Genomic DNA, 26,713 nt, shown 5'->3' with positions numbered 1-26,713 from the left:
GATTTTTGTCGAACTTGAATAGTTAACTATTCGTCCCGAAACTTGCGGAGAGTATCCGCCAAAGCGGCAAATTCAGGTTTCTTTGCCGTGACGTTCTCAAGATATTCCAGAGTAGAGTCCAACCAGGCGGAATCGAATTCTAATTCCTTCCGAATAAACACATGTCGAACGGAATTCATTGAGCGAATTTCGATATATCTCCGCTTCTGGTCATAATACATGAGGTCGGCAACTTTGTCTTTTCCGAATTCGGGAGACGCGCACGTGCTCACTACCTCGTCCAACCAAATAATCCCGTTGTTCTTACGATCGATATAATCGATTACTTTCTGGAGTTTCGTAGGGATCAAAGTCGCTTTTTCTTTCGGGCCCAATAAAACCCCTAAGGATTTTTTCTTTTTAGGCGACTGATCGGATTCTTCCGTTTTCGAAGACATCTGCCTGGAAGGTCCCTTGGATTGTACGGGGAGATCCTCCAATATTTCGAAATCTTTTTTATCCCCGGTGGAAACATTAATTCCAAAGAGCCCCAAAATCCATTCCACTAGTCTTACTACCAATGATTTCGAATCCTGCTCGGCCTTTCGCTTTAACCTTTCGTTTTCTTTTTCCCATTCGGAAATGGCTTTTGATAAGCGAATTTGTTCGTCGATCGCGACTTCCGAATCTATTCCTTCCGTAACTTCGCGCAGAAATGCGAAAATACCTTTCGGTTGTCCGCTTTTTCTGATGAGATTATGAACCGAAGTTCGTTTCTCTTTATTATATAGGAATGCAGGTAAGACGTTCTCAACCGCGAGAACTAAGAGACCGGGAGAATCCCCTATCGACTTTTCTCTTTTAAGAATATCGGTACGCGCTTTTAGTCTCTCCAAAGTTTGATCGAGAACCTCCGATTTTGAAAGCCCAGCGGCCTGAATAGCGGCATCTTTTAATTTGATAGATGATTGATCTATTACCAAAGGTTCTTTGGTTTCTCGAATTCGAATTACGACATCCGTAAATGCGACGTTCACTATGGATTCTTTTCTCAATGCGGACAAGGAGCCCATCGACTGAGTTAACACTTCGAATGCTTGTAAGAATAGATCCGAACCCTCCCAATTCTTACCCGAAGTGAATGCGGGATGTCGACGCAACTCGTGAATGAATTCGATACCTTGCTGCGTCCCGGCAGGTTCAATCCATCCGGATTGTTCGGCAGGAAGTAGATAAATTAAGACTCGCCTCGCAAGAGAAATAAAAAGCTCATAAATAATCTCTAATTCCGTTTCCTCGTTTTTTGTCGCGATTTTCGGATCGGTGGAAACCTCGGTGATTAGTTCGTCGAGGGAAGGTTGTATTACGTGAAAATCGGGATGAAGCTGCAATACAGGAGATCGATTGCCCCGCTTTTCCAACGCGATCAAAGCTTCGTTTTCGGTTTTTACCTGGCCGATGAATTCCGTAATCTCGCCGGGCTTTTTCGATAAAATAGAAATGAGCGACGTCAATATCTCGTCTTTTAATTTTAAATTTCGCTGCAGAAACGATTCCACTGAAAACGTAATTACGTTTCTCATCGAGATCGGTAGGTTCTTCGAATCCTGGTAATCGAGAATATTCCCCCTATCGTCCGCATTTATATATTGTCTTTGAACCCATTCGCGGAGTTCCCCCGCACTTTTCTTTTCCCCAAGAATGAAATCGCGGCGATAAACGAACTGCAGGAACGCGGCCGCGCTCTGAGCCAAGCAAGCAAGTTTTATTTTCTGAACCTGTTCCGCCTTTCGGGAGGCCGGTCTTAAAACAACATTAGAAAGACCTAATTCTTTTGTGTCTTCCGAAACGAATAAATATTGGTATAGTACGAATCCGTTTTTTCCTTCGAAATACGTTAGATCCGCAGGCTTTAGAAACTGCAATTGCTCGAACTTTGTGAGAGCAAACGGGGAATAATTAAATAGGAAGAAATTCTCGACGCCTTTCTCGATTAAATCAAGATCGCGCATCGCTTTCGGAGTCGTTTGAAGTAAAAGATTCCGAAGCTCTTCCTCCGGAATTAAGTCGATTCTTTCCGGAGGAATAATGCCTAAATCGAGGGCCGATCCGGATGCATTCGAGGAAGGTCTTGGATTATTGTCCGCTTCGGGCATTCGCTTCCCCCTCTTCGGCCCCGGATGATCCATGGCGGTTCGGCCTATTTAGTATATTTTCGGAACCGCCATCTTCTTTCTTGAGCGCGCTTCGATCGTTAGACTTCGTTTCCCTTATATTATGCGAAACTGACTTCCGTCAAGCCCGCATTAGGCCTTCTAAGAAGGCCACATAACTTTCCCTTCCAGGATACGGCTTTCGAGCGGTCCCACTTTGCACCGCCGCCTCGGCGACAGCCGGAGCAACATGGTATAATACCCTTTGATCGAACGGCTTTGGGATCAAATAATCCGGACCAAACGAGAATTTTTCTCCACCATACGCAAGGCTGACCGCTTCCGGAACTTTCAATCGGGCCAATTCTGCCAACGCACGCGCAGCCGCAAGTTTCATCTCCAATGTAATATGACGAGCCCGAACGTCCAATGCCCCCCTAAAAATAAACGGAAATCCTAATACGTTATTCACCTGATTCGGATTATCGCTTCTTCCGGTTCCCATAATGATGTCCGGCCGGACTTTTTTTGCGACTGCATACGGAATTTCAGGATCCGGATTTGCCAAAGCTAAGATTACCGGATCCTTTGCCATGGAGCGAACCATCGCCTCATCGACCATGTCCGCGACGGACACTCCTACAAAAACGTCCGCGTTCTTCATGACGTCCGCCAAAGTTCGGTCGGAAGTTTTTTGAACGTATTTTTTCTTCGAATCGTTGAGATCAGATCGTTCATGATGGATCACGCCTTTCGTATCCACCAGAAAAATATGCTCCTTCCGTATTCCGATATGCTGAACTAATTCTGCGATTGCGATTCCCGCTGCACCGGCTCCGCAAATCACCATCTTCACTTCGCTCGGACGCTTTGCGTTTAATTCAAACGCATTTAAAAGACCGGCAACGGTAATAATAGCCGTTCCGTGTTGATCATCGTGGAACACGGGAATATTCATCCGCTCGATGAGTTGCTCTTCGATATAAAAACTTTCCGGCGCCTTAATATCTTCCAAATTGATCCCGCCGAAAGTCGGCTCGAGCATCTTCACCGCTTTCACGAATTCCTCGGGATCATTCGCATCGATCTCGATATCAAACACGTCTATTCCTGCAAATTTCTTAAACAGGACCGCTTTTCCTTCCATGACCGGCTTTCCGGCGGCCGGGCCAATATTACCGAGACCTAAAATTGCGGTTCCATTCGTTATAATTCCGACCAGGTTCCCTTTGTTAGTGTACTCGTACACAAGTTCCGGGTTATCTTTAATTTCCAGACAAGGATAGGCCACTCCGGGAGAATAGGCCAAAGATAAATCAAAGGAATCCTTGGTAGGCTTTGTCGGGACTACTTGAATTTTACCTTTGGGATGTACGGAATGATATTCGAGCGATTTTTCTCTCATACGGTTAAACCATTTTTTTGGGAAATAGGCCTAGATTCTATCTTAATTCCGGATACCGGAAGATTCCTTGCCTTTTTACTTTCTATACATGCGATGGATAGCAAGTTTACGTTTGCACCGCTGAACTCCAAGATCATTTACCCACGCAGAATTTACTGAAAATTCTTCCTAGCACTTCTTCCGTATCCACTCGACCGTTCACTTCGCCGATTTCGGAAAGAGCCGAATCTATTTCTTTAATGTAAATTTCCGCCGGCGTGTTGCTTTCGATTAAAGCGAGACATGCATTTAGAGATCTTACTATTGCGAGAAAATGATAGCGATTTCTTTCTTCTAAAAGGACATAATCTTCGGAACTCTCTAAGGTTTGTAATTTTTTGGAAATTTCTCTGATGAGTTCCTCTATTCCGGATTTCGTTTTGCAAGAAACTTCACAAATGAACGTTCCCGGTAATTGCTCATCGAGGAGAATTTGCGGGTTCCAAGAGGAGTGCTTGATATCAAACTTATTTGCGGCGATCACCGCCCCTTCGAGTTTCGACCGATTGGCCTGAAGGAATTTTTTCCAATCCTGCTCGATCGAGGTATCGATCACGAATACTTTTACGTCCGCCGATGAGAATTCCTTTTCACTTCGTTCGATTCCCATCTTTTCGATCGAATCACCCGTTTCTCGAACACCGGCGGTATCGGTAAGACGGATCGGTATGCCTGCAAGAAGGAACTCCTCGCTCACGTAATCTCTGGTCGTACCCGGAATGGCGGAGATGATTGAGCGCTCTCGGCCGAGGATTAAATTCATTAGGCTGGATTTTCCGGTATTCGGTTCCCCGTATAATACGACACGGCTTCTTTCAAGAAGAGTTTCTGCTTGGTTGGATTTCCTTAATAAGCCTTCGCAAATTTTTTGAACGTTTGCAATTCTCTCTTTGCGTTCCTGTAAAGATTCGAAAGTGAGATCTTCCGTGGAAAAATCGATTTCAGCCTCGCATTCCGCTTTAAGAGAAATCAATTGGCTGCGAAGATTCGAGGCCAGTCTGGAAATTTCTCCGAAAGCATTTTTTTGGGCCAACTCCAACTCGAATCGGGAACGCGCTCCGATGATACGACCGATCGCTTCTGCTTCGTTTAAATCCAACTTCCCGTTCAGGAAGGCCCGCTTGGTAAATTCTCCCTGCTTGGCGGGTCTGGCCCCCGCTGCAAAAAGACATTCCAAAGCCTCTCGCAACAAAATCGGATTTCCATGAGTGTGGATTTCACAAAGATCTTCTCCGGTAAACGAATTCGGCCCTGCAAAGTATAAAAAGACGACTTGGTCCAGCTTTTTCGTTTCGTTTATAAACTCGCAGGTATAAGCGTGCCTAGCTTGAATTGCGGATCGATCGAACTGTTTTCCGCTTTGAGATAAATGGAGAAGCGAGACATTCAACGCGTCCGGTCCGGAAACTCTTAGGATTCCGATGGCTCCGGCTCCGGAAGCGGTTGAAATTGCGGCAATTGTGTCCGTCACTACCGTTTCAGTAGTCGTTTACTTCTTCGAGAAGATCGCCGTTCGGGCTTTTATCAACCATATCTTTGTATTTGTGACGATCTTTCATCGGAATGATACGTACTTTTTTATAAGTCCCATTTCCTTCGGAACGGGTAAAAACCTTTTCGTTTTCCTGCAAAGCCATATGAACGATTCTGCGTTCAAACGGATTCATCGGTTCCAGTAGTTTGGATTTCCCCGATTTAGCGACCGAGGAGGCGACCGATTTACTTAATCGAATCAGAGAGAGTTCCCTCTTGTCCCGATACGATTCGGTATCCAACACGATTTTGCGACCGTGACGGATCTTTGAATCGACCATTAAGTTCACCAGAAACTGAAGCGCATCCAGTGTCGCACCTCGTTTCCCAATGATCAATCCGGATTCCCGACTTGTGACTTCGATGTAAATCTTTCCGTCCACGTCGCCCATTCCCACCACTTCCGCTTCGATTCCCATCTTGCGGAGAAGAGTGATTACCACGCCGTGAATGATCTTCTCGGCCGGTAAGTCGACGTTCGAAACGAATGCACGTACAACGGCCGGTTTCTTTTGGGTTAGTCCTAAGAATCCGGATTTACCGGATTCTACGGTCTCGAATCTAACATCCCCTGGTTCTAATCTCAGAGTAGAAAGTGTGAATTCTTCAGCCTCGGCTTTTGTTTTTCCTTCGGCTTCGAAAATGTAGTTTTCCATATCGTTTTCCTCGATATATGAGTTCAGGCTTTCGCCGGGGTCTCATCCTTCTTACGAAGGTTGGTAACCCACTGCTGCGCGATCGAAAGCAAGTTAGTGACAGTCCAGTAAAGTGTAAGGCCGGAAGGCATGCTCCATAAGAAGAATACCATGATCAAAGGCATTACGTACATCATCATTTTTTGGTTCGGGTCCGTAGGAACGGTGGTTAACCGCATCGATACGAATTGAGTTCCGACCATTAGTAGTACCAAGAGATTCAACGAGAGACCGTCTTTTGTGAGAAACGGAATCGCGGGGGAAGTCCATACGAAATCAGGCTCGCTTAAATCCTTGATCCAGAGGAACGGAGACTTCCAAAGATCGATCGTATCCGCAAATGCAACGTATAAAGCGAAGAAAATAGGGAGCTGGATTAACATCGGCAAACACCCTCCCAATTGAGAGAGCGGATTCATATTATGCTTTTTATAAAGCTCCATCATTTTCTGTTGGCGCTTTTCAGGATCCTTCGCGTATTTCTCGTTGATCTTTTTCAATTCGGGAGACAGAGCGCTCATCTTTTTCATCGACTCTGCTTGCTTTTGGTTTAAAGGATAAAAAACCAGTTTAAACAAAAGAGCGAATAGAATGATGCCAAAACCGTAATTCGGTATCGTATAATGATAGGATTGCTGTAGGAACCAAACGATTCCGTTTCGAATCGGAGTAAAGATCCCTTGGTTAAAGGACTTATTAAGATCGGAACTGATTCCTGCAAACGGCGATTTAGGATTACGGAACGGATCCAATTTCGCATCCCTGAAAAGCATTCCGTCCCATTCGCGGACACCTACATAGTTTGCAAAATCCAGAACTTCTTCCTTACCCGGATCGATGGTGATATTCGAATAAGCCAAGATGACTCCCGACTCGTTCTTCTTCCGATTGTCCAAGAGAATCCCTTCGGCATGGCGATTTAACGGATCCGAAACTGCGAGAAAGTAACGGCTACCGGTACCTACGAAATCGACACCGTCTCCGGTGCTCCATTCGTCTTTAAACCTGTCGTCCCCGCCGGGAACGCCCGTGAAGAAGTTTCTGATTCCTTCGAAAAATCCCCATGCAGAACCGCCATCGACGAAATCTTTTACGCTTCCATCCATGCGATAAACGCGGAAGAACTTGGATAATTCCTGGTCATTCGCTTCTCTTCCATTCGGTATCGGACCAAGGCTACCGAAAGTTCTCAAATAGGCAGGCTTTTCACGCTGAGAGAAGACCAGTTTTTCCTTGCCGGAATTTTTGACGGAAATTTCGGTTTTGAAATAATTTTCCTTCGGAAAAAATCTATAAGTTTTCTTTAAAGTAATGTTTTCTTTAACTCCGGAGAAAACCAAAGTAAGATTCGCTTTATCTTCTTCTGCGCGGAAGTTTATCAGGTTCCATTCGGAGGATGCGACCGATTCTTTGTTGTGAGAAAAGTTGAAGTCGAACCCCTTTCCTCGAGAAAGTTCGATGGCCTTATATTTGACTCCGTCGACTTCGATTTCTTCGTAATCGGCTCTTGCCACCTTAACTTCTTTACCTTCGACGCTGGTGTAATCTTTTACGTACAGCTTTTCGATCCTGGCTCCTAAACTGGAAAGAACGATGATTTGCGAGTCGGTTTTAATCGTAAATTTGCGAATATCTTTCGCGTCAACTTTCGGACCCGTAATCGGAACGAATTTCGTTTCGGCTTCTTTAAGAGTTTGAGAAGCTTCCTGTTTATGTTCGGCGGTTTGATTTGCGATTTGCGGCTTCGGTTTTCCAAGATCCGGATTTAGGAAGTAGTTCGCCACGAACCAAATTCCTAAGCTGAGCATTAAAGCGATAAAAAGCCTGTTTTGTCTGTCTTCCATTCCTATTTCCTTCTAGGGTTAGGGGGTAAGGGGTCTTCGCCTGCGGCGAATAAAGGATTGCAACGAAGAATACGTTTCATCGAGAGATAAGATGCGTCAAAAAAACCGTACTCTGTAAAAGCTTGAAGCGAATATTCCGAACAGCTCGGATTAAATCTGCATGCTGCCGGAAGAATAGGTGATATCCATCGTTTATAAAACTTAATCAGGAAAATAACTAACCGATTCATTGAATTCGACTCATAAGATGTCCAAGACAGGAAAGAAGTTCCGTATAACTTAGTTCGAAAAGCGAAGGCTTTGCGAGTATCGCAATATCCAAACCCTTGGAAGAACCCTTGGCTAGTTCAGCAACTGCAGCCCTTAATCTTCGCTTGATGCGATTTCTTCGGACTGCCGAACCCACCGACCTCTCGGGACAGTATAGGTATCTATCGTAGCCAATATTATTCGCTTTATAAATCAGAGTCAGCGGAGATTTCGAGATTCGCTTCCCTGATTGAAAAAGTTCACGGATGTCTTTCCTGGATGTAAGTGTCTCTTCGATTTTACTTCGTTAGAACTTCTTTCCAACTCTTTCGTCGGAAACAGTCAGTTTATAACGGCCTTTTGCTCTTCTACGGGAGAGAGTTTTTCTGCCACCCGGAGTCGCCATTCTGGCGCGAAAGCCGTGGGTACGGGCGCGTTTGATCCGGCTGGGTTGGTAAGTTCTTCTCATATAAATCCCTGTGTAATATCTACAATTGCGATTTTTGCGACCCGGGGATTTATCCCCTTCAGGTAGAATTTTCCACCTAAACCGGGTAGTCAACCCGTTTCCCCTAGGGAGTTTCGGTCTTATTCAAGTCGAGGGAGGGGAAAAAAAGAAAAACCCGGCGACGTCCTACTCTCCCACACAGCGAACCATGCAGTACCATCAGCGATGAGAGGCTTAACTTCCGTGTTCGGGATGGGAACGGGTGTGACCCTCTCTCTATAATCACCGAGAATCTTTTGCCAAATTGCAAGTACCAGCTATGGAGTCAACGAAAAATGTGCGAAATTCTATAGAGTATTAGGACCAGAGGACAGAGGTCGGAAGACAGATGCATTCGCTTTGCTCACGCTAGACAGTAGCTGCTAGATATTGGAAAGGTAGCGGGAGCAGAGGAGAGGAGAGATCTACTTTAACGCAAGAATCTTTCTCTAAAACTTGGAAACCCAGCTCATCTATGTTCTGTCTTCAGTCATCTGTCTTCCGTCTTCCGTCCTCTGACCTCTGTTCCGCCAGCTTCCAATGAATAAACTGTTCGCCGTCCAGCGGCTGGCAGACGGGACAAAAGAAGGAGTCATAGCCCAAAACATTGGCTCGGCGAATTTTCGCTCCGCAACGCGGACAAGGCTCGTTCTTTCGATTACGAACTTTTACATGATCTCTTACTTTAAAATCCAACGGGGCTTCTTTTTTCCGAATATAATCGATGGAATAATCGAGAACTTCCTTAATACTACGATAAAGCCGTTTCTTATCTTCGACCGATAACTGATAGCATTTGGTTTTGGGATGAATTCCTGCTGAAAATAAAATCTCATCCGAGTATGCATTGCCGAGAGCGCTTAACTTCGCTTGATCCATCAAAAAAACCCGGGTCTGCTGCCGACTCTTATCGATCAAACTTAGAAATTTATCCTCGGTGAATTCTTCGGAAAGTAGATCTATTCCTTGGTCCGAATATTTCGGGATCCGCGGGATCTGATCCTGATTGGCGAAATAAACTTTCCCCATTCTTACATCGTCCGCATAATTTAAGACTAAACCGTTAAAGGAAAAGCGAACGCATAAATCTTTCTTCTTGTATTCCGAATCTAAGGAAAATCGACCCGCAAGCATCGGATGAATAATTATATTTTTTTCCGCAAAATCGAAATTTAAAAACGGCCCATGCTGCTCCAAATTACGAAATGTTAAACCGACAAACGCTTCTTCGATGGAAGTTCCGAGCAAATTTCTAACTACCACCGGTTCGATAATCTCGATCGCTTCTATCTTTCGATCGGTCAGCTTCGGCAAAAGACGTTCGCGTATAACGATAAGGTCCGGCAATTCGGGCATACGAAATTGAAACTCTCCGAGTCGACTCCGTCAAGAAAATGTTTCTATCTCTTCTTTCGGTTCGGTAGGTATTTGAAGTATTCCACTTCTATCGTATTGATCAGGAAAGTGTAGTATTTTACCAACTTCTTATCATACTTCCTTTTTTGAGCTTCATTCCGTAGAAATTCCGAGAGTTGATCGCGGATCAACGGGGCTTTTAGATCGGAATGACTGAGAATGATCGAACTCGGCATACCCGGAGGAACTATCTCATCCGGAATCGCAATCGTAGCCGCATTCTGGAGTAAGGCGTACTCGACTGTCGACGCGACCTTATCGTCGTCCGATTCCGATTTTAGGTGGGACACGCTCTGACGGATATTATCCAGATTGTCCCAAATTTTCTTACGAAGGGATTTGGCATCATGGATTTTATCCTGAATCTTAGTGAACCGGTTGGGGAAAACGAATCTCTCGGCTCCCTTTGCGATCAGGCTTACTTTTTTTTCCTTAGGAGTTTCGCCTTTTCCAAAATGCTCTTCGGAATCGTCCGAGTCTCCTGAGTAATATTCTTGGCTTGAAGTCGGGCTGGAATATTCTCCTTTGAATCCGGATCCGAATGACTTGGTATTCCCCGTATTTAAGTCCACCTTCTCTCGTTCTCGAAAAAAGAGAGCGAGCATCACACCGATTACGAGAGAAACCGGAATTCCGACGAAAATGATTCCTACCGTATTAAAATGAACCGAAGCGATCAAAAAAAACAACATCGTCCCGACAAAACCGAGTAAGCCCATAGATAAATTAAATTTCTTGGCGAGGGCCTCGGTTCTTTCTCGCTCCTCCACTTCTCTTTCCATTAAGAAGGAATCTTGCTGAAGTTTTACTACATGGTCGCCTTTCAGTTTCGAATTTAAATCGGGATGCTTAGGATTAGAGAGTGTTGCGTTGATTTCCTTCGCGATACCCAATTCTCTTTGATAGGAAAAATTCGCTTTAGCCTCGGCGGTAAGCTTGTGAATCACTGCAGCCATATATCCGGGGTCTACCGCATACACCTCCGTGGTTCCGTCGTCTTTCTTTATTTCCTTCCAGCCGAAACTACCCTTTAGTTCTTTCCTTAATGCATCCGAATAATTTGCGACTTGCTCCAAGCCTGCAATTCCTACGGCTTCCAATCGTTTTTCGGGACTGAATTTATATAAAGCTAGATTTCCCTGCGTGTGCTCCTTAATCTGAATTTGAATCCGATGAACTAAGCTCTTAAAAGCTCCGTCGATTTTCCGTTCGCTCAATCGGGATTTCTCCTCGATCAACTTTCTTAAAATTTGAATCGAAAGATTACAGGTTTCGCGCACTCGTTTCCCTAAATCGTCCTTTTCTCGATCGAACGGAAAATCTTCAACCAACCGGATTAAGGCATCCACCTTATCGCTATTCTGTTTTCTTCCCGGCTCCGCCATTCCATGGGTAGATTCAAAATCTTGAATACGAGATCGAAATAGCGTATAACCCGCTCTTTCCGAGAGTTGCTTTAAATATGTTAATGCAAAGACTTCCAGACCGTCCGCTTGAACCCTATAATGGGAAATCACTTCCGGTTGGTGCAAGTAAGTTCCGTCCGCGTTCAGTTGGAGGTCGTCTATAATAATATGATAATCCGGAAGAATTTGCGTCAACGCGTCCTTTGCCTTTGCGTAGCCTACGAAATCGCTCAGAAAGTCTATCATAGGAATATAATGATACGGATGAAAGCCTCTTCGTAATACGCTGGCCATTTCGGATTCTATGGATGCCAACTTCGGATATAACCAAAGTTGGCCGGCTTTATTTTTATGTAATATAACAGCGCCAGGTCGATCTTCGTCCGGAATTCGCGGCTTTTTGGCACGATTAGATAAAATTAAATCGATCGTCTCTTCCGAAAATTGAAAGCACGCCTGCCTGTAGGGTGTGACATCCGTCTTCGCTTCCTTTTGCGGGGAAGCAAGAGCGATACGAGCTTGGACCTTGTTTCCATTACGGACCAAAAACGGATACATTAACGCCGATTTATTTCGACCTTTCTTTTCAAAATCCAGAATCTGTCGCAGCGCCAAATCGACGGATTGAGGTGACTTGGCTTGTTCGCTCAAATTGCGATATTTATTCAGGAGATCCCCCAACTTATCCAAGGTAAGAAGGTAGGAAGGGTGAACGCTTTTTGATCCGTGTTTTTCGGTTTTCTTATGCCAATCCCGCAGTTCGTCGATGATGCAGCGAGCCGTTGTAGATAAACCTACAGCGCCATCGTTTAGGAAAATATAGTCCGGCTGCAAACCCTCGACATCGGGGGCTTTCGATTGGCTCGAGGATAATTCCTCGAAGGATATGTCTTGCTGCTCCAAGGTTTCCATAAATGCGCCCGTTAGGAATAACAATCCAGGCTAAGAAATTTCAGTATATTCCTAGACCAGATTCCCGAATTCAAAAGGAGATTAAAACTCTTTTATTGTGGGAAAACTTACGGATAGGAAACGAATCATCGGAAATGATTACTGCGTAAATTTCCGGAAGACTTCGCCTATTTTTCGCAAGCCATCCTGCAATTCCATATCTTCTCTAGCGAAACTGATACGAGCACATTCTTCCGACGTAGGGTCGACAGGACCTCCGAGGGGAAAAAAATACCGGCCTGGGATTATTACAACTCCTTCCTGTTTCAAAATCGGATAGAGTTCGGTTAACGATTTGGCTAAACCTTTAACTCTCACCCAAAGGAAAAACGCGCCTTCACTCTCGTGAATTTTATAGTCGAATTTTCCTGCCCATTCCCGACGGATAGTAGCCAAAGCGAGTGATCGCTTTCGGGTATAATAAGGAAGAACAACATTTTTGCTTAGAGAATGCCAGACACCGGATTTAAGAAATTCTAAACCGACATACTGCCCTAAGCTTCCGCTAGTTAAATTTAAAACCGCATTCGCTTTATTCAAAGACGCTATAATTTCCGGATCGGCCAGTACGAAACCCGTTCTTACCCCCGGTAGTCCTATTTTTGAGAGACTAAATCCCTGAATCATTCCCTCTCGATGAAACCATTTTCCGGTCCCGTAAACGATACCTGGAAACGGAAACCCGTACGCATTATCCACTAAAAGAGGAATGTTTTTTTTTCCGGAAAAAGTCAGAAGTTTTCCGATTTCCTCTTCCGAAGCGACTCGCCCGGTCGGGTTTGTAGGTCTGGAGAGAACGGTGCAACCCAATGAATCATTCGATTCTTGTAATTTAGAAAGCGATTCCTCATCCAATTCGTAGCGAAAGGTGTCGATCCCGGTTTCCTTATAGATAGCGGGAAGAGAATAGATGGAATCCTCTTCAATGGGTTGATCGATATATCCGATATATTCTGGAACTGTAGGAAAAAGGGCCTTGCGTTTAGAACCGTCCGGAAATGCACCCGAAAAGAAATTCAAAAGTAAATAGAACGCATTTTGAGATCCGTTGGTGATTGCAATCTGATCCTTCGATATCGTCATCCCGGATTCTTTTTGAAGCAGTTCCGCAAAGGCCTCTAAAGTTTCTTCCTTACCGGATGGAGATTCATATTTTCCGAGAATGGACTCCCAGCTACCGGTCGCGGTCAACTTGGAGAGAATTTCTTTCCAAGCCTCTTCGACCTCGGGGATTAATGCCGGACTACCGCCCCCCAGCATACTGACGCCCTGACCGGGGTTCCCCAAATCTTCCATGAGCTGACCGATTCCGGTCTGCCTTCTAAATTTTGTTCCGAACTTCGATGTATAGAATTTCCGGTTCATAGATAGATTCCACTTTTCTTTCCACGGAAGTTCAGGAAAGATAATCTAAGTTTAGTGGCGAAATTTTCTACGATTCGTCCAAATGAACCTTCGGAGAAATTTATGCAGACTCGGATACCTTCCGCAGCTTGGGAAACCTTAAATCCCCAAAATATAAATCTTACCGCATTCTTAGAAGCTTTTCCGTGGGAGACCAAATGGACCGCACTAGCCAATCCTATCGATCGTCTTTGGAAGTTCGATCTAAATGCAATACCGACCGAACTATGGCCCTGGCTAGTGGACACCTCTTCCTTTAACAAACGTATCGGCGTACCGGAAATGAAATTTCAAGAAGTAAACGGAAAGCTGTTCGGCACTTCCAAAAATGCCGGAATTCCGATGGAATGGGAGGAAGTCCCCTGGGAATGGGAATACTGCAAACAATTGAATAATGCCCGCATATACTCTAAAGGTTTTGCCCATTACGTAAGAACGAGGTATTTACTATTTCCGTTGGGAGAAGATCGGAGTCGATTGTTCGTTTACTTTGGATGGATTCCGAAAGGTTTTATCGGAAAAAATCTTCTTCCAATCGGAATGAAGCAATTGGAGAAATCCTATTTAAACGGGCTTATGGGGGTGATAGAAGATCTTAAAAAAGTTCGGAATCACGGTTGGACCGGCCCGACTTCCTTAGCGCTATTAAAGGAGTCGCAGCCGCAGAAGGATCCGATCTTTCCCGCTCGAGTTCAACAAATTCGCGTCGGCTTCATACGGGAGGGTCAACCTAGGGAACTCGTCAATAAGGTATTAAGCTATATTTTCGATGCCGAGGAAAACGACCTCTATCGAATTCGTGTAAAGTCCTTAGCAAAGGCTTGGGACGTTCCCTTTAGGGACCTTCTATTAATTTTCTTGCATGGATGTCGCCTAGGTTTATTTACGCTTTCTTGGGATATTATCTGTCCTCATTGCAGAGGTGTAAGAACGGAGGCCCAACATTTGGGAGACCTGCCCACTCGGGATAACTGCGATGTATGTGAGATCCAATTCGATACGAATCAAATCAATTCGGTGGAGATTACTTTTCATGTCCATCCTTCCGTAAGAGAAATCCAAAAGAGATATTTCTGTGCGGCCGAACCGGCGACAAAATCGCATATCCGATTTCAAAAGTATTTACAACCGAACGAATCGTATCAGTCACATCTTCTGCTTCATCCGGGAACGTATCGACTGCGAATCAACGGTGAAAAGAGATATTCCCTATTGGACGTAACGCAGAATCGAAATGATACTAAATTGGAATGGGCAACCTCGGGTCTGCCGGACGAACTTGAAATCGGAAATGAACCGACGTTTATACTCAAGAACACTACATCCGAAAGGAAAGGATTCATAATTGAAGAAAGGAAAGAAGATCAGGATAGTCTGCGCCCTTCCGATCTTTTTAATTTTCAAAATTTCCGAGAACTCTTCTCGCAGGAAGCTCTTTCCACGGAATTACAGTTGGATATAGGAATTCAAACGATTCTTTTTACGGACATCGTCGGATCTACTCGCTTCTACCATCAAAAAGGAGATACGGGTGCGTTCGCAGAAGTTCGGCAGCATTTTGTAGAAGTGTACAAAATCGTTCGAGAACGCCATGGTGCGGTTGTAAAAACCATCGGTGACGCAGTCATGGCGTCTTTTACGTCTCCGGTAGATGCAGTGATAGCTTCAACGGAATTGCAGGAGTATTTTTCGGATAAAACCGATGAAACCCCGATCAGAATTCGAATTAGCTTGCATAGCGGACCTTGTCTTGCCGTGAACCTAAACAGCAATATCGATTATTTCGGTAACACCGTAAACTTTGCAGCGAAACTCCAAGGAGTAACGGAGGAAGGAGAAATTGTTTTTTCCGAAGGAATATTCCGCGACAAAGAAATTAGGGAGTTAATGAAAGAAAGAAGCTGGAAAGTGAAGAAAGTTCCGTTTCATCAAAGTTGGATCGGGGAAGAAACTCAGGTGTATAAGCTTGTTATAAGCCCGCCTGAAGATTAATAGGATTCCTTATTCAAACCTCCAATCGATCGGAAAATTAGAGATTGCTCATGGAGACGCCGGGGTTCGAACCCGGGTCCTATTGTGCCTCGATGGGGCCTCTACATGTTTGTCTTGTGATTTAAAATTTCAGAAAACCTTAACCCACAAGCAGGTATGTTTTTCCAATCCGATTCATATACATGATGCATCGAGAACCGTCCACCGATGAATCACGTCTCCCGTTTACGTCAGAAAAAAAGCCACCGGGAGAGTAAGCCTTTTATCCGTAGCAGAGATTAAGCTGCTAGTGCTAATTCGTTGTTAGCGTTTATTGTTTTGAAGGTTTTTAAGAGGTCCCTCACCCCTACATGCCACCACACTTAAACTACAACAGTCGAAACCAAATTCGTCCCCGTTGCTATAAGTTAGACATCCAAGTTGCGGAATGGTTCTGAGAATTCAAGATGTTTTTAGGAGAGAAGTTTAGAATTCTAGGCATCATCGAAGATTGCGAACACTTGGGCAGAAGACGGAGGACAGAACATTGATAAACGGAGTTTCCATGCTATAGAGAAAGATTCTTGCGTTAAAGCAGATCTCTCCTCTACCCCTGCTGTTTTTCGAACTTCGAGCAGCTACTGTCTTCAGTCCTCTGACCTCTGTCTTCTGAAAGCAAACGCATCTGTCGTCAGTCCTCTGTCTTCTAAATCATTTTCCGAAATCTCATAACAAACAATGTTTTAATCTCACTTTCTCTTTCTTCCAAAAACGAAAACAAAATAAAAAGATAACTAACGGAGTTTAGATAATTCTTAAGTTTCCTCGCAGGAAAGTTTGAATCCCCAGTTTAAAACTTTGATTACAAACAAATAAAATTCGGAAAATTTATAACATACCGAATGTTTTATATAGATTCGATGTTTCTCAAGTGACATTGACTTTCTACCGACTAACTGCTACAATGGCGAAAAGAGAATTGGATCGCTTTCACATTACAGAAAGTTAATCCGAATGAGGATAGAAAATAAAATGGGAAAACTCACCATTTGGAAAATAATCGCGTCGATAGGGATTAGCATTTGCTCGATTTCTATTTCCGCACAAAGTCAATCACAAGTATTCGCAAAACCCGGTGTTATCGGAGACTCCTTAAGCCAAGGCTTCTTCGGCGCAACCGTCGAAAAGAAAACACAAGACTGGGCGTTTCCTGTTTTAGTCACCAAGCAAGCAGGTTCGGGTGTAAGCTACAATGTTTTGAAAGGTCCGTATATCAACTTTGAAGATGTGCTCAAAGGTAATTGCGGTATTTTCTGTATAGCTGCTAGCGTTATCGGAGGAAATGAATCCACGGTCGGCCTTCCGACTCACGCTGGGATTACGGGAGCCGATTATACGAGTGTGTTAAAAACATCCGGCCAATGCGAAGACATCAATGCGACTAAATGGGCAAGGCAATGGTACTGGGCAACGTGGTATTGGTATACCTATCGTTGGGTCGAAGTCGCTGATTGTCAGACTCCGGATAAATTCCATCGTTTCGGATTAGGAGACGCGGGTACTCAGATGCAAGTTATGGAAAAGGTAAAACCGTCGTTCTTGTTCGGAACTGCGGCCGCGAACCATGTCTTATGTACTGCATTGAGTACTTCCACAACCTGTCTGGATGAAACTCGTTATAAACGCGATATTCGGGAAACGATGCGCAGAATGGCTGCGATCGGCTCGATTAAAGGCGGGGTTCTTTTCACAATTCCTAACGTAACGTCGATTGCATTTTTGGAATCGTATCAGGACCCTCAGGGAAGAGCGAACTATACCGGTCTAAAAGCCTTCTTCCGATCTTCCGTATCCGATCCTTCTCAAGTATTGGATGCAGGCGAAGTGAATACCATCACGAGCTTTTTGACGATGTTGAATAACGAAGTCAAAGCGCAGGCTGTGGCCATGGGATTTGCGGTAGCCGATCTGAAAGTTGTTTTCGACGATCTAAAAGAAAACGGCCGTCTAATCAATAGTCCATCGGGATGGAGTCCCGGCTACGCACGGGCAAACTGGCCTCTTCCGGGCCAACCCGGGGTTTTCGGTTTAGATGGAGTTCATCCAAATCAATACGGGCATTCCCTCTTTGCTAACGAGTTAATTAAAGTGATCAATTCCAAGTACGGATATTCGATTCCTTTAGTCAGCGAATACAACGCTTGGTTTTACGATAGCCTTAACCGAAATCCGATCGACTTGAAAAAATTCCTGACCGAAACGATCTTCGGACAGTTTATTTCTTGGGTCATCGGCATCTTTGTCTAAGCTTCCCTATCTAGTGTCAAATTCCGGGTCGAAACGGCCCGGGTTTATTCGATAATCCTCGATAAAATAATCTTTCCTTAGTTTGAACAAGGTGGCATCATAAGAATATGATTCCCTATAGAAAATACGCGTCCTGGATCATAGCGGGGATCGTCCTTTTACTCCTTTTAATTTTCATCTTTTGGCCGGATAAGGTCAAAAAAATAAAATCCGTCGGCCAAGAAACAGAATCGGTAATGGAGCGACGGAGGAATTTAACGTCAGGAATCGAATTCCCCGATGCGCCTCATCCTTTTGCGGAAGATCCGGAATTAGAAGGTCAGGCAAAGCGACTTTGGCCTCATGCATTCGGTCCGAAAAAAACGGAGGCAGATAGAGAACGAATTCGCGAGGAGTGGGTAGAATTTGCATTTAAATACCCGAAGAATATTTATATCCCCGCGGAATTTCGAACTCCCTTAACCCAGGATGAGGAAAAAAAAGCGAGAGAGCGTCTCGATTTGGTAACCGCAGCCGAATCCCAATTTGCAGTTTCGCGTAACGCGGGAAAATTCGCCGAACCAGGAGTTTCCCCGTCTCAAGTAACGGATCCACAGGTTACTCCTCAACAACAAAAAGCTTATTTTGATTATAAAATCCAAGAACTGGAATCAAGGATACAACTAGTGGAATATTCCATTCAACAGGGCAAATTGGATCCCTCGCAAATTTCGGAGGCCAATCAGGATATTTCGATTTGGAAAAACGAATTGCAACAACTGCGACAAGCCTTAGATGGAGTTCCTTCTTCGTAATATGATTCGACTTTTATATGTACCTGTTTGCATTTTTTTTATTCTGATTCTATTCGGGCCGAAATGTAGCGGCCCCCCTAAACCCGATCTGTATCCGGATATTCAAGAAAGGGAACCTGCGAGCTTGGAACAGCTCGAAACGGATTTGCGATCGGAAAATTCGCAACGGAAAGCTCAAGCGATTTTAGAACTCGCGGATCGGAATGAACGAAAGTATATTCCCGATATTAGACGATTGATGAACGGTCCGGATAGAACTCTGCATGGGCCTGCAGTGCTTGCGCTCGGCATCTACAAGGATCGTCCTTCTATTTCGAATATATTAAATTTTCTAAACGAGAATTCCGGCGTCGGCCAGGATACCGTACTCGAGGCTTTAGCAAGAATGGAAGACCCGAGCATCGGTTCGAAATTGCTTCCGTTGCTGGAAAGCGAGGATTCTACCATTCGCTTATTAACTGTCGAAACCTTAGTAAGAATAAAAGCGACAGGCATAAGCTCTTCTCTATTAAATGCAGCGTTCAAGAATAGTAACGTCGAAAAAACGAAAACGTATGCAATGGCGATCGGGAAATTGCGAATAAAGGAAGGAGAATCCTTTTTAATCCGACTGGCCGATACGATCGAGCCGGGTCCCAGCTTGGCTGCAGTTTATCTTGCCTTAGGAAGAATCGGAAGCAAAAGAGCCGTTCCCTTATTGGTCTCCGCATTAAAGGGAAGTTTCGATAAAGGCCGGGAAAATTCGACTCAAGCGTTGATCGAAATTCATGACCCTTCCGCCGTACCATTAGTCTTACCGTTAATTAGCGATCCGAACCGGGAAATTCGATACAGGGCGGCAGACGTATTAATCGGGATTCCGATTCCGATGACTGGTCAACGTCTGTCCGAAGTCCTCCGTAAAAGTACACCTGAAGCAAAGGGACCCGCTTCCCATGTATTGGGTCGTCTTAAGTATCTCCCCTCACGCGAATTGATCGAACAGGTTTTAAATGACGTTTCCGTACCTGACCGGGAAATCATCGCTCAATCGTTAGGATACATGGGAGATAAAAGGAGCATTCCTGTTTTATCGAAGGTATTGAAAGAATCCTCAGGTGAAGCAAGATACGGCGCGGCCTGGGCTCTGGGTGGAATCGGAAATTCCGACGCATTGCCTCTCCTGGAAGAAGCGACCGATTCGAAAGATCTCAAACTAGCCCGAATCGCCTCGGAAAGCTTAGGTATGATCGCTTCACCTCGATCGTTAGCGTTATTGGATCGCAAAACCGAACAATTTCCGGACCTTGCTCCAAGTACGTTAGGAGCGATTGCTTCGATTCGCGGAGAAGAAGCCGAAAAAGTTCTCGAAAAATATGCCCGACATAAAAATTGGAACCTTCATCAAGTCGCTGTCAGCCAATTGGGAGCTCGGAAAGACGCAAAAAGTATCCCGGTTTTGATTTCTCTATTAGAGGATAACGAGACGCCGCGAAATAGAAAAATGGTGACGGCGGCTCTCCGTTCTATTACCGGAGAGAAGTTCTTTTCTAAAAACGAGTGGCTGAATTGGTACAAAAATCGAAAGTGAACGTAAAGGAACGTTCACTTTCTTATGCAAACTCGTTCTCCATCTTCAATTTCCGCAATAGTACTTTTCTTAACCTTTCAAACTACCTGTAGTACTCTTTCCAGGTCTGACCTAACCGTAGTTCACGCGCTTGGGCTTCGAGAGTCACAAATTCTAGATTCGGTAAGGGAAGAAAGTTTCGAAGAAAAGAATTTAAACGGTCGCCATTATCCCGCCTCCAACGAACTTAGAATCGATCTTTTTAAGAATTCCATTAAGGATCTTAGAGGCGCCTATCTCGGTGTCGGAACCGATCAAAACCTTACTTTTATCGCTTGGGCAAGGAGCGAAACGGCATGGCTTGTGGACTTCGACCCGGTCGTTTGCTACATCAATCGAATCCATCTTTTTTTCATAAAGAAAAGCCCAACCCCCGACGCCTATAAAGAGCTATGGGAGAGAAAAAACTTCGGTTCTTCGCTAAGGATTTTAAAGGAGGAATTTGGCGCGTCGTCCGACTGGAAATGGTACGAAGAAGCCTGGAAAGTCGCCTTTCGGGGAAAAGCGGATGTGCCGACTCGCTGGCTTGAACTAGAACGTAGCAAAGAAAAATTCGGATGGCAAACGTTTCTTCATGATAAGAATGATTATGACTATCTTCGAAGCATGGTCATGAACGGAAGAATTAAAATTCGTAAAGCGGACTTAAATGCCAAGGGAACCGTTCGAGAAATATCCGAGGCCATGAGTAAAGTAGGACTTCCATTTCGAGTCGTATATCTATCCAACGCCGAAGAATACTTTTCCTATCCTCCGGATTTTCGCGAGAATATTATTTCGCTTCCGACCGACAAAAAAGGAATTTTATTAAGGACGATACAAAATCGAGCCAAGGACGTTTACGGGTTTCCCGACGGGGAAAAATACCCGACAAAGTTTCCGTTGCATTATAATGTCCAGCCTCTGTTTTCCTTTCGCCTTTGGATGGAACTCGACAGAAGATTATTTATAACTCAAATGTTGGAATATCGAGAACCGCTCGAAAAAGGGTTTTCCAGACTTTCGATCTCCCCTTGGGAAGTTCATCCATGAAAATCGTTCTTACTTTTTTTATCTTGCTGTATTTTATTTCCTGCAAATCGGCGTCAAGGCCGACTCGGGAAAATCTTCCGCAAGAAAGTAAAAGTAAAACGACTACTACTCCCGTTTTTCGAGGATTGGAAGACGGATTGTACGCGGTACTTTACGGAAAAGGAAAGTATCCGAATTACTTAACGGACTCCGGGAAAAAGGAAGGCGAACAGGAACTCGCTTTCCTCTTTTATTTAATAAAACAGAATAAACGAATCATTCTAGTGGATTCCGGAATTTCCTCCGAAGAGACCCGAAGCAAGTACGGTATTCGAGACTGGGTTTCGCCCGATAAGATCTTATTAAAAGCCGGAATACGCCCGACCGCGGTTACGGATATTATTCTAACTCATTTTCATTTTGATCATGCCGGTGGATTGGATGTATTTCGCAATGCGAGAATTTACGTTCGCCCTCAAGAATGGGAACTATTAAAAAAGGCAAACTGGTTCGCAGATCAGACTAAAATTCTACATGCAAGAGAAAACGAGAAGAAGGTGATCTTTCTCCAATCGAGCATCGAATTATTTCCGAATTTTCGAATCATATTCACCGGGGGCCATACTCCCGGGCATTCCGCGGTGGAATGGTTACGGGCCCCAAAAAATCGTGTGTTAATCACGGGAGACGAATGTTACTTCATCGATCATTGTATTGAAGGAACCGGACTTCCCGCGTCGGCGGCTTCTTCCGTCCGCAATAATCGAGAATTCCTGCAGTATGTCGAATTATTAGCCGAGCAGGGTACGAAAATTTTTACCTCCCACGATTCGATCATCCTGGAACAAAATCCGGAAATTCTCCCTCGAATTTTCAAAATCTATTAATAAAAAAGGGTAAGCGCCTAATCGAGCACAGGTATAGCGAGTTGCGGCAGATCCTGATAAGAAAGACTCCTCGGCTCGCTTTCCCAAGAGGTAAATAGATCCCGCAAATACGCATAAGGATCGACTCCCGCGAGCTTTGCAATTTGAACTAAAGAATAAAATCCTGCACTTGCAGTCGCTCCTTCCGGACAACCGGAGAAGAGCCAATTTTTTCTTCCGATCACAAAAGGACGAATATCATTCTCGACCAGATTCGTATCCAGTTGCAATTCCGGACGATCCAAAAAGATAAGCAGTTTTTCCCATTGATTAGCGAGATAACCAAGGGCTTTACCCATCGAAGATTTCGGAGCGACTTCGATGATTCGTTTATTCATCCAGGAACGGATCTCGTCAACGACTGGCTTGGATTCAGATTGTCGAAGTCTTAAATGCAATTCCGAATTTAGATTTTCTTCTCTGGCCTTCGACTCGATTGTGTAGAGCTTACCGATTTCCTTTACGATCCATTCTGCTTGAGCGTTCTTAGGATCTATTTTTAAAATTTCAAAGAATCTCCTTCGAGCATGATTCCAACATCCTGCATGAAGAATCTTTGATTTTACTTTCAATAAAGAATCGTAAGATTCAAAACCGTCTGTTTGGATAATCCCTTCGAAGTTGGAAATCCATTCTTCTAAAAACTTAGCACTCCGACTCGGTTCATAATGATATAATACTACCGGTTTTTCTCGGATAAATCCCCGAATCACCCACATATAGGATTTGGCCGTATTCGACTTTTTCGGTTCGTTTAACACTTGGAGAACCGTCTCATCTATCTGTAAATACTTCGATTCAAAAAGCTCCTTTCTTATATCCTCAATCAATGGAGAAAGCTTTTCATATACTTGGATCGCAGTATTCGATAAAGTTGTTCTTGAAATGTTGACTCCCGATCTTTGAAGAATTCCAGCTTGTCTGTAAAAGGGAAGAGCATCTGCGAACTTTTGAGTAAGTGTGTAAGCTAAAAAGTTCGATGAAAGCATACTCTTTTCAGCGATTTGATTGGGAACTGGTGCCATTTTAATGACAGGTTGATTTTCATCGGAAGTCCCTTCACAATGCTTGCACGCATACTTAGGGCGAATGTGGACTTCGACTTGGATTTTTGCCGGAATTAGATCCAGCTTCTCGGAGCTTTCCTCTCCGATTCGAGTCAGCTCATGCCCACAAGAACAGGTTTTTTCGATTTCGGGAATATCGTGTAAGATCTCGATTCGAGGAAAATAATCAGGGAACGGCTTACGACCCGTTTTCTTTCTAGTGTGACTTTTAACCAGGGTGAAGAGGCTTTCTTCCTCAGGTTCGGCAGAATCCTTCTGTAGGGAATTTTCTATTTCGTTAAAAAGAAGTCCTTGGTCTATCTCGATTTGGCTCCATTTCTCCGTCCTTCTTCCGAATAGTTGGATCTTTAGGCGTTCAATTTGGTCGAGATGCTCGGCTTCTCTCTGCCTTTGGAGTCGCAATTCTTCAGAGTACTTATTATTTTGGAATATAATAATTTTCTTTAGTTCTTCTACATCATTCGGCAGTTCGTTTATATCTAAGGACACGGCATCTAAATGTAGATTTTGCGATTAAATTAGTCAATCTTTTCAGCCACTTTCTTATATTTTAGTTTCCTATGCTCTTTAAAGAAATCGATCCCGTTTAAAAGCCAATGAAATCTTTCTACCGGGATCTTTCGAACTTCTTCCTCTGAGTTCGGCCACGGAAATTTACTCTCCTCTAATCTTTTCTGCCAAAGACAAAACCCGCTCTTGTCCCAGTAGAGCATTTTCAGTTTGTCTTTCTTGCGATTGCAGAATAGAAATACACTCTCCGAATACAAGTCCTTCTTCATTTTGCCTTCTACAATGATAGCAAGCGTATTAATCGATTTCCTTAAGTCGGTGACTCCAGGTCGTAAATACACTTTTCTCCTGCCGGGATTTAGCTCCATTGTCCCAAACTAATCTGAAGGTTTACTTGTAGCGAAGCCTTGCCGGACGAATCTATTTTTAGGGTCAAAAATTCAGACCCTACCGACGAAATGCTGTTTGAAACAGATTGAGGTACTTCTACAAAGCTCTCTTCTTTTTGCTGAATCTTAGCTCGCCTCTCCCAGTGGTAACGAAAGGCCGAGTATTTTAGTCCTTTCTTTTTGCAGTATTGCGGTCGCGAAAATCCGCTCTTCGAAAATTCCTCAAACTCTTGCTGCCAATCTACATTTGTTCTGTTCATTAAAAATAGTTTAGCACGATTGGCCGAGGAGCAAAAGGTGGGCTTGATTAGGCGCTTACAAAAAAGGCTTCGGGAAACCGAAGCCTTTCGTTATCTGAAAATCGATAAATTAAGGATTATTTATAAACCTTATCTATCTTTTTCTGGTATTTTTCGGTTATGACATGTCTCTTCATTTTAAGTAGATTCGTCAACTCGTCACCGATTTCAAACGGTTTGGACGCGATCACGATATGTTGCACTAACTCGAAGGATTTAAACCCTTCTTTCGTGCTGTTATATTCGCGAACTTCCTTCTTATAAAATTCCAGAACTTTAGGATGATCGATTAAATCCTTAATATCGCGAGCGGAGATCCCGTTCTCTTCCAACCAAGGTTTCAAATTTTCAAAGTCCGGGACGATGATCGCACCCAATACTTTTTGGTCTTGTCCGAACACCATCGATTGCTTGATATACGGCGACTCATCCATCTTATTTTCGATCGGAACCGGTTCGACATTCTCGCCGCCAAGAAGAACGACCGTATCTTTGGCTCGTCCCGTCAGAGTCAGGGTCTTCTTGAAATTGATGAAGCCTATATCTCCCGTATTGATCCAGCCGTCCGATATGGTCTTTTTGGTCGCTTCCGGGTTTTTATAATAACCTTTCATGACCTGCGGGCCTTTAATGTGGACGACGCCTTTCAATCCGATCCTTCCTGCAAGAACTTCCTTATTATCGTTTATGTGAGTAAGGACCTTTCCACTATCGTCACGAATCTGCAATTCGGTTTTCGGGACAACGTATCCGACAGAACCGATAATAGGATAATCGAAATGACGAACCGAAATCACCGGAGCAGTTTCGGTCATTCCATAACCTTCGAGAACCAATAGCCCGATATCGTTAAAGAAATTATCAACATGCCGTTGGAGAGCCCCGCCGCCGGAAAGAGTTCCTCGAAGACGTCCGCCGGTTGCCTGACGGATTTTTGAAAGCACGATCGCATCCAAGGTTTTATAGTTAAAGATCAGACCGAGAATGGCCACAGCCAGCAACAGACCGGGGATCAGCGGTAAATTCGGATGTGCTGTTTTTATGTAGAAATACGATGCACCTGCTATCAAGGAAACCGTAAATGGACCGGTTAAAACCAACCGAATCACCGCCTGGACTCCAAGAACAAAGGATTGGATGATATTCCTTCCTTCGTAATCGACTTCACGACCACTTAAGAAACGAATAGCCGCATGATAGTTTTTGGAAAACAGATATGCAGTATTGAATAAGAATTTTCTAACCGGAGGGGTCTGCTTTGGATCATTAATCCGATTGTAAATGCCGGTATAGATACTTTCCCAAACTCTCGGGGCCGAGGCCATAAAAGAAGGTTTGGCTTTAGCAAGATCGTTCCGTAAATCCGATACTTTGGTATAGAAGGTAGCGATACCGAGGGATATTGCGGAATACTCGACAACTCTTTCGAAAATATGCCAAACGGGAAGAATCGAAAGCATGCTATCATCGTCTTTGATCATGGATTTTTTCAGAATCAAAGGAACCACATGCTCCATCTGATGAATCATATTCGAATGCATCAGCATTACGCCCTTAGGCATACCGGTCGTTCCCGACGTATAAATCAAAGTAAATAAATCGTCGGGCTTGATAGCCTCGATCCTCTTTTCCGCCTTCTTTCCACCGTGAGCCCGAAGTTCTCGACCCTTTTCAATCAGATCATAAAGATGTAAGACCCCTTTGGCTTTGGTCTTACTGTCTTTATCCATGATAATTACAGTCTTAACTCCTTTCAGTTTGGATTTATTCTTAGTATACTTCTCGTATACTTTATCGGTTTCTAAGAAAACAACCTCAGCCTCGGAATGGTTTAGAATATGATCCATTTCTGCATCAGTAACATCCGTACCACGAGGAACGTTGGCCGAGCCGGTAAACAATACGGCTGCATCCACGATAATCCATTCCAGACGATTATCTGCAATGACTCCGATATGTTCGCGTGCCTTTACACCGAGGTCAATAAGCGCTTCCGCTAAATTAAGGCCTAAATCAACCAGCTGTTTAAAGGACGTTGCCCGATATTCTTTGGTCTCATCTTTAGACCAAAACGCTGGCCTGTCCCCATAGGCCTGGGCCGCCTTGAGGTACATATCTGCTAAATTCTTATACATTGGAATTCTTCCTTTTTGAAGAAGGGATACATTACCCTTTGCTAACTTGGGTAAAAAGAGCGTTTACGCTATTGCGCGAAGGCCAAGCGTCAAGAAAATTTTAGAAAAGAAAGAAAACGGTGCGCTGCAAAATT

Annotated in this window: 21 protein-coding genes, 1 rRNA gene and 1 other RNA gene; 6 read left to right on the top strand and 17 right to left on the bottom strand. The window is 44.1% G+C overall.

The window, feature by feature from the left end:
- Positions 1-26: 26 nt before the first annotated feature.
- The 12 genes from LEP1GSC047_RS18865 to LEP1GSC047_RS18810 form a co-directional block, all read right to left on the bottom strand.
- Positions 27-2,135, bottom strand: coding sequence for a hypothetical protein (locus LEP1GSC047_RS18865; RefSeq protein ID WP_010416046.1), 2,109 nt, complete (start codon positions 2,133-2,135; stop codon positions 27-29).
- Between the two features lie 139 nt (positions 2,136-2,274).
- Positions 2,275-3,537 (bottom strand): malic enzyme-like NAD(P)-binding protein, encoded by a 1,263-nt coding sequence (locus tag LEP1GSC047_RS18860; protein ID WP_010416049.1) that lies wholly within the window; start codon positions 3,535-3,537, stop codon positions 2,275-2,277.
- A gap of 133 nt (positions 3,538-3,670) precedes the next feature.
- Positions 3,671-5,047 (bottom strand): tRNA uridine-5-carboxymethylaminomethyl(34) synthesis GTPase MnmE, encoded by a 1,377-nt coding sequence (gene mnmE, locus LEP1GSC047_RS18855; RefSeq protein WP_010416052.1) that lies wholly within the window; start codon positions 5,045-5,047, stop codon positions 3,671-3,673.
- 7 nt (positions 5,048-5,054) lie between these two features.
- Positions 5,055-5,765, bottom strand: a complete 711-nt coding sequence (gene jag / locus LEP1GSC047_RS18850; RefSeq protein ID WP_010416055.1) for an RNA-binding cell elongation regulator Jag/EloR — start codon at positions 5,763-5,765, stop codon at positions 5,055-5,057.
- Positions 5,766-5,788: 23 nt separating this feature from the next.
- Positions 5,789-7,648 (bottom strand): membrane protein insertase YidC, encoded by a 1,860-nt coding sequence (gene yidC, locus LEP1GSC047_RS18845; RefSeq protein ID WP_010416058.1) that lies wholly within the window; start codon positions 7,646-7,648, stop codon positions 5,789-5,791.
- Positions 7,649-7,650: 2 nt separating this feature from the next.
- Positions 7,651-7,878 carry a membrane protein insertion efficiency factor YidD gene (yidD, locus tag LEP1GSC047_RS18840; protein WP_010416061.1) on the bottom strand — a complete coding sequence of 76 codons (228 nt, stop codon included), beginning with the start codon at positions 7,876-7,878 and terminating at the stop codon, positions 7,651-7,653.
- Positions 7,875-8,195, bottom strand: a complete 321-nt coding sequence (gene rnpA, locus LEP1GSC047_RS21425; protein ID WP_081654394.1) for a ribonuclease P protein component — start codon at positions 8,193-8,195, stop codon at positions 7,875-7,877. The genes yidD and rnpA overlap by 4 nt, the downstream gene beginning before the upstream one ends.
- Before the next feature lie 9 nt (positions 8,196-8,204).
- A complete protein-coding gene (gene rpmH, locus LEP1GSC047_RS18830; RefSeq protein WP_010416069.1) occupies positions 8,205-8,366 on the bottom strand; it encodes a 50S ribosomal protein L34 in 162 nt (53 codons plus the stop codon).
- 152 nt (positions 8,367-8,518) lie between these two features.
- A 5S ribosomal RNA gene (gene rrf / locus LEP1GSC047_RS18825) occupies positions 8,519-8,635 on the bottom strand.
- Positions 8,636-8,870: 235 nt separating this feature from the next.
- A complete protein-coding gene (locus LEP1GSC047_RS18820) occupies positions 8,871-9,740 on the bottom strand; it encodes an Fpg/Nei family DNA glycosylase (protein ID WP_010416072.1) in 870 nt (289 codons plus the stop codon).
- 44 nt (positions 9,741-9,784) lie between these two features.
- Positions 9,785-12,118 (bottom strand): hypothetical protein, encoded by a 2,334-nt coding sequence (locus LEP1GSC047_RS18815; RefSeq protein WP_039935519.1) that lies wholly within the window; start codon positions 12,116-12,118, stop codon positions 9,785-9,787.
- Between the two features lie 138 nt (positions 12,119-12,256).
- Entirely contained in the window at positions 12,257-13,522 is a 1,266-nt protein-coding gene (locus tag LEP1GSC047_RS18810) for a pyridoxal phosphate-dependent aminotransferase (protein WP_010416075.1), read from the bottom strand.
- A gap of 102 nt (positions 13,523-13,624) precedes the next feature.
- On the opposite strand from LEP1GSC047_RS18810, the gene LEP1GSC047_RS18805 reads away from it, so the two are divergent.
- Positions 13,625-15,553: an adenylate/guanylate cyclase domain-containing protein gene (locus tag LEP1GSC047_RS18805; RefSeq protein ID WP_020989021.1), complete on the top strand. Its 1,929-nt coding sequence runs from the start codon at positions 13,625-13,627 to the stop codon at positions 15,551-15,553.
- A 48-nt stretch (positions 15,554-15,601) separates the two neighbouring features.
- On the opposite strand, the gene ssrA is transcribed toward LEP1GSC047_RS18805, so the two are convergent.
- Positions 15,602-15,949, bottom strand: a transfer-messenger RNA (tmRNA) gene (ssrA, locus tag LEP1GSC047_RS21420).
- A gap of 615 nt (positions 15,950-16,564) precedes the next feature.
- On the opposite strand from ssrA, the gene LEP1GSC047_RS18800 reads away from it, so the two are divergent.
- From LEP1GSC047_RS18800 to LEP1GSC047_RS18780, 5 genes are all read left to right on the top strand, one after another.
- A complete protein-coding gene (locus LEP1GSC047_RS18800) occupies positions 16,565-17,839 on the top strand; it encodes a hypothetical protein (RefSeq protein ID WP_039935516.1) in 1,275 nt (424 codons plus the stop codon).
- Between the two features lie 107 nt (positions 17,840-17,946).
- Complete coding sequence (locus tag LEP1GSC047_RS18795; RefSeq protein ID WP_010416085.1) at positions 17,947-18,633, top strand: hypothetical protein; 687 nt, start codon at positions 17,947-17,949, stop codon at positions 18,631-18,633.
- A gap of 1 nt (position 18,634) precedes the next feature.
- Positions 18,635-20,203 carry a HEAT repeat domain-containing protein gene (locus LEP1GSC047_RS18790; RefSeq protein WP_020989039.1) on the top strand — a complete coding sequence of 523 codons (1,569 nt, stop codon included), beginning with the start codon at positions 18,635-18,637 and terminating at the stop codon, positions 20,201-20,203.
- A 24-nt stretch (positions 20,204-20,227) separates the two neighbouring features.
- Entirely contained in the window at positions 20,228-21,274 is a 1,047-nt protein-coding gene (locus tag LEP1GSC047_RS18785) for an LIC_10091 family lipoprotein (protein WP_010416090.1), read from the top strand.
- A complete protein-coding gene (locus tag LEP1GSC047_RS18780) occupies positions 21,271-22,140 on the top strand; it encodes an N-acyl homoserine lactonase family protein (RefSeq protein ID WP_010416093.1) in 870 nt (289 codons plus the stop codon). Before LEP1GSC047_RS18785 ends, LEP1GSC047_RS18780 begins: the two co-directional genes overlap by 4 nt.
- A 17-nt stretch (positions 22,141-22,157) precedes the next feature.
- On the opposite strand, the gene tnpC is transcribed toward LEP1GSC047_RS18780, so the two are convergent.
- The 4 genes from tnpC to LEP1GSC047_RS18760 form a co-directional block, all read right to left on the bottom strand.
- Positions 22,158-23,735 carry an IS66 family transposase gene (gene tnpC, locus LEP1GSC047_RS18775; protein WP_010416097.1) on the bottom strand — a complete coding sequence of 526 codons (1,578 nt, stop codon included), beginning with the start codon at positions 23,733-23,735 and terminating at the stop codon, positions 22,158-22,160.
- Between the two features lie 29 nt (positions 23,736-23,764).
- Positions 23,765-24,097 carry an IS66 family insertion sequence element accessory protein TnpB gene (gene tnpB, locus LEP1GSC047_RS18770; RefSeq protein WP_039935800.1) on the bottom strand — a complete coding sequence of 111 codons (333 nt, stop codon included), beginning with the start codon at positions 24,095-24,097 and terminating at the stop codon, positions 23,765-23,767.
- A 17-nt stretch (positions 24,098-24,114) separates the two neighbouring features.
- The gene (gene tnpA / locus LEP1GSC047_RS22285) at positions 24,115-24,405 is read right to left on the bottom strand and encodes an IS66 family insertion sequence element accessory protein TnpA (protein ID WP_010416103.1); all 291 of its coding nucleotides are present in this window, start codon (positions 24,403-24,405) and stop codon (positions 24,115-24,117) included.
- Between the two features lie 116 nt (positions 24,406-24,521).
- The gene (locus LEP1GSC047_RS18760) at positions 24,522-26,579 is read right to left on the bottom strand and encodes an AMP-dependent synthetase/ligase (protein WP_010416105.1); all 2,058 of its coding nucleotides are present in this window, start codon (positions 26,577-26,579) and stop codon (positions 24,522-24,524) included.
- Positions 26,580-26,713 lie beyond the last annotated feature (134 nt).

It is taken from the genome of Leptospira inadai serovar Lyme str. 10, from assembly GCF_000243675.2.
GTDB lineage: Bacteria > Spirochaetota > Leptospiria > Leptospirales > Leptospiraceae > Leptospira_B > Leptospira_B inadai.
The sequence above is the reverse complement of the archived record's forward strand: the minus strand, read 5'-3'. Positions and strand labels throughout refer to the sequence as shown.

Excerpts from the sequence above, each read along its gene's own strand:
- rpmH (WP_010416069.1), bottom strand. The coding sequence starts at position 8,366 with ATGAGAAGAACTTACCAACCCAGCCGGATCAAACGCGCCCGTACCCAC.
- yidD (WP_010416061.1), bottom strand. The coding sequence starts at position 7,878 with ATGAATCGGTTAGTTATTTTCCTGATTAAGTTTTATAAACGATGGATA.
- LEP1GSC047_RS18795 (WP_010416085.1), top strand. The coding sequence starts at position 17,947 with ATGATTCCCTATAGAAAATACGCGTCCTGGATCATAGCGGGGATCGTC.
- LEP1GSC047_RS18785 (WP_010416090.1), top strand. The coding sequence starts at position 20,228 with ATGCAAACTCGTTCTCCATCTTCAATTTCCGCAATAGTACTTTTCTTA.
- LEP1GSC047_RS18860 (WP_010416049.1), bottom strand. The coding sequence starts at position 3,537 with ATGAGAGAAAAATCGCTCGAATATCATTCCGTACATCCCAAAGGTAAA.
- LEP1GSC047_RS18815 (WP_039935519.1), bottom strand. The coding sequence starts at position 12,118 with ATGGAAACCTTGGAGCAGCAAGACATATCCTTCGAGGAATTATCCTCG.
- LEP1GSC047_RS18805 (WP_020989021.1), top strand. The coding sequence starts at position 13,625 with ATGCAGACTCGGATACCTTCCGCAGCTTGGGAAACCTTAAATCCCCAA.
- LEP1GSC047_RS18820 (WP_010416072.1), bottom strand. The coding sequence starts at position 9,740 with ATGCCCGAATTGCCGGACCTTATCGTTATACGCGAACGTCTTTTGCCG.
- LEP1GSC047_RS18810 (WP_010416075.1), bottom strand. The coding sequence starts at position 13,522 with ATGAACCGGAAATTCTATACATCGAAGTTCGGAACAAAATTTAGAAGG.
- yidC (WP_010416058.1), bottom strand. The coding sequence starts at position 7,648 with ATGGAAGACAGACAAAACAGGCTTTTTATCGCTTTAATGCTCAGCTTA.
- tnpA (WP_010416103.1), bottom strand. The coding sequence starts at position 24,405 with ATGAACAGAACAAATGTAGATTGGCAGCAAGAGTTTGAGGAATTTTCG.
- LEP1GSC047_RS18780 (WP_010416093.1), top strand. The coding sequence starts at position 21,271 with ATGAAAATCGTTCTTACTTTTTTTATCTTGCTGTATTTTATTTCCTGC.
- LEP1GSC047_RS18760 (WP_010416105.1), bottom strand. The coding sequence starts at position 26,579 with ATGTATAAGAATTTAGCAGATATGTACCTCAAGGCGGCCCAGGCCTAT.
- LEP1GSC047_RS18865 (WP_010416046.1), bottom strand. The coding sequence starts at position 2,135 with ATGCCCGAAGCGGACAATAATCCAAGACCTTCCTCGAATGCATCCGGA.
- jag (WP_010416055.1), bottom strand. The coding sequence starts at position 5,765 with ATGGAAAACTACATTTTCGAAGCCGAAGGAAAAACAAAAGCCGAGGCT.
- LEP1GSC047_RS18800 (WP_039935516.1), top strand. The coding sequence starts at position 16,565 with ATGGGAAAACTCACCATTTGGAAAATAATCGCGTCGATAGGGATTAGC.
- LEP1GSC047_RS18790 (WP_020989039.1), top strand. The coding sequence starts at position 18,635 with ATGATTCGACTTTTATATGTACCTGTTTGCATTTTTTTTATTCTGATT.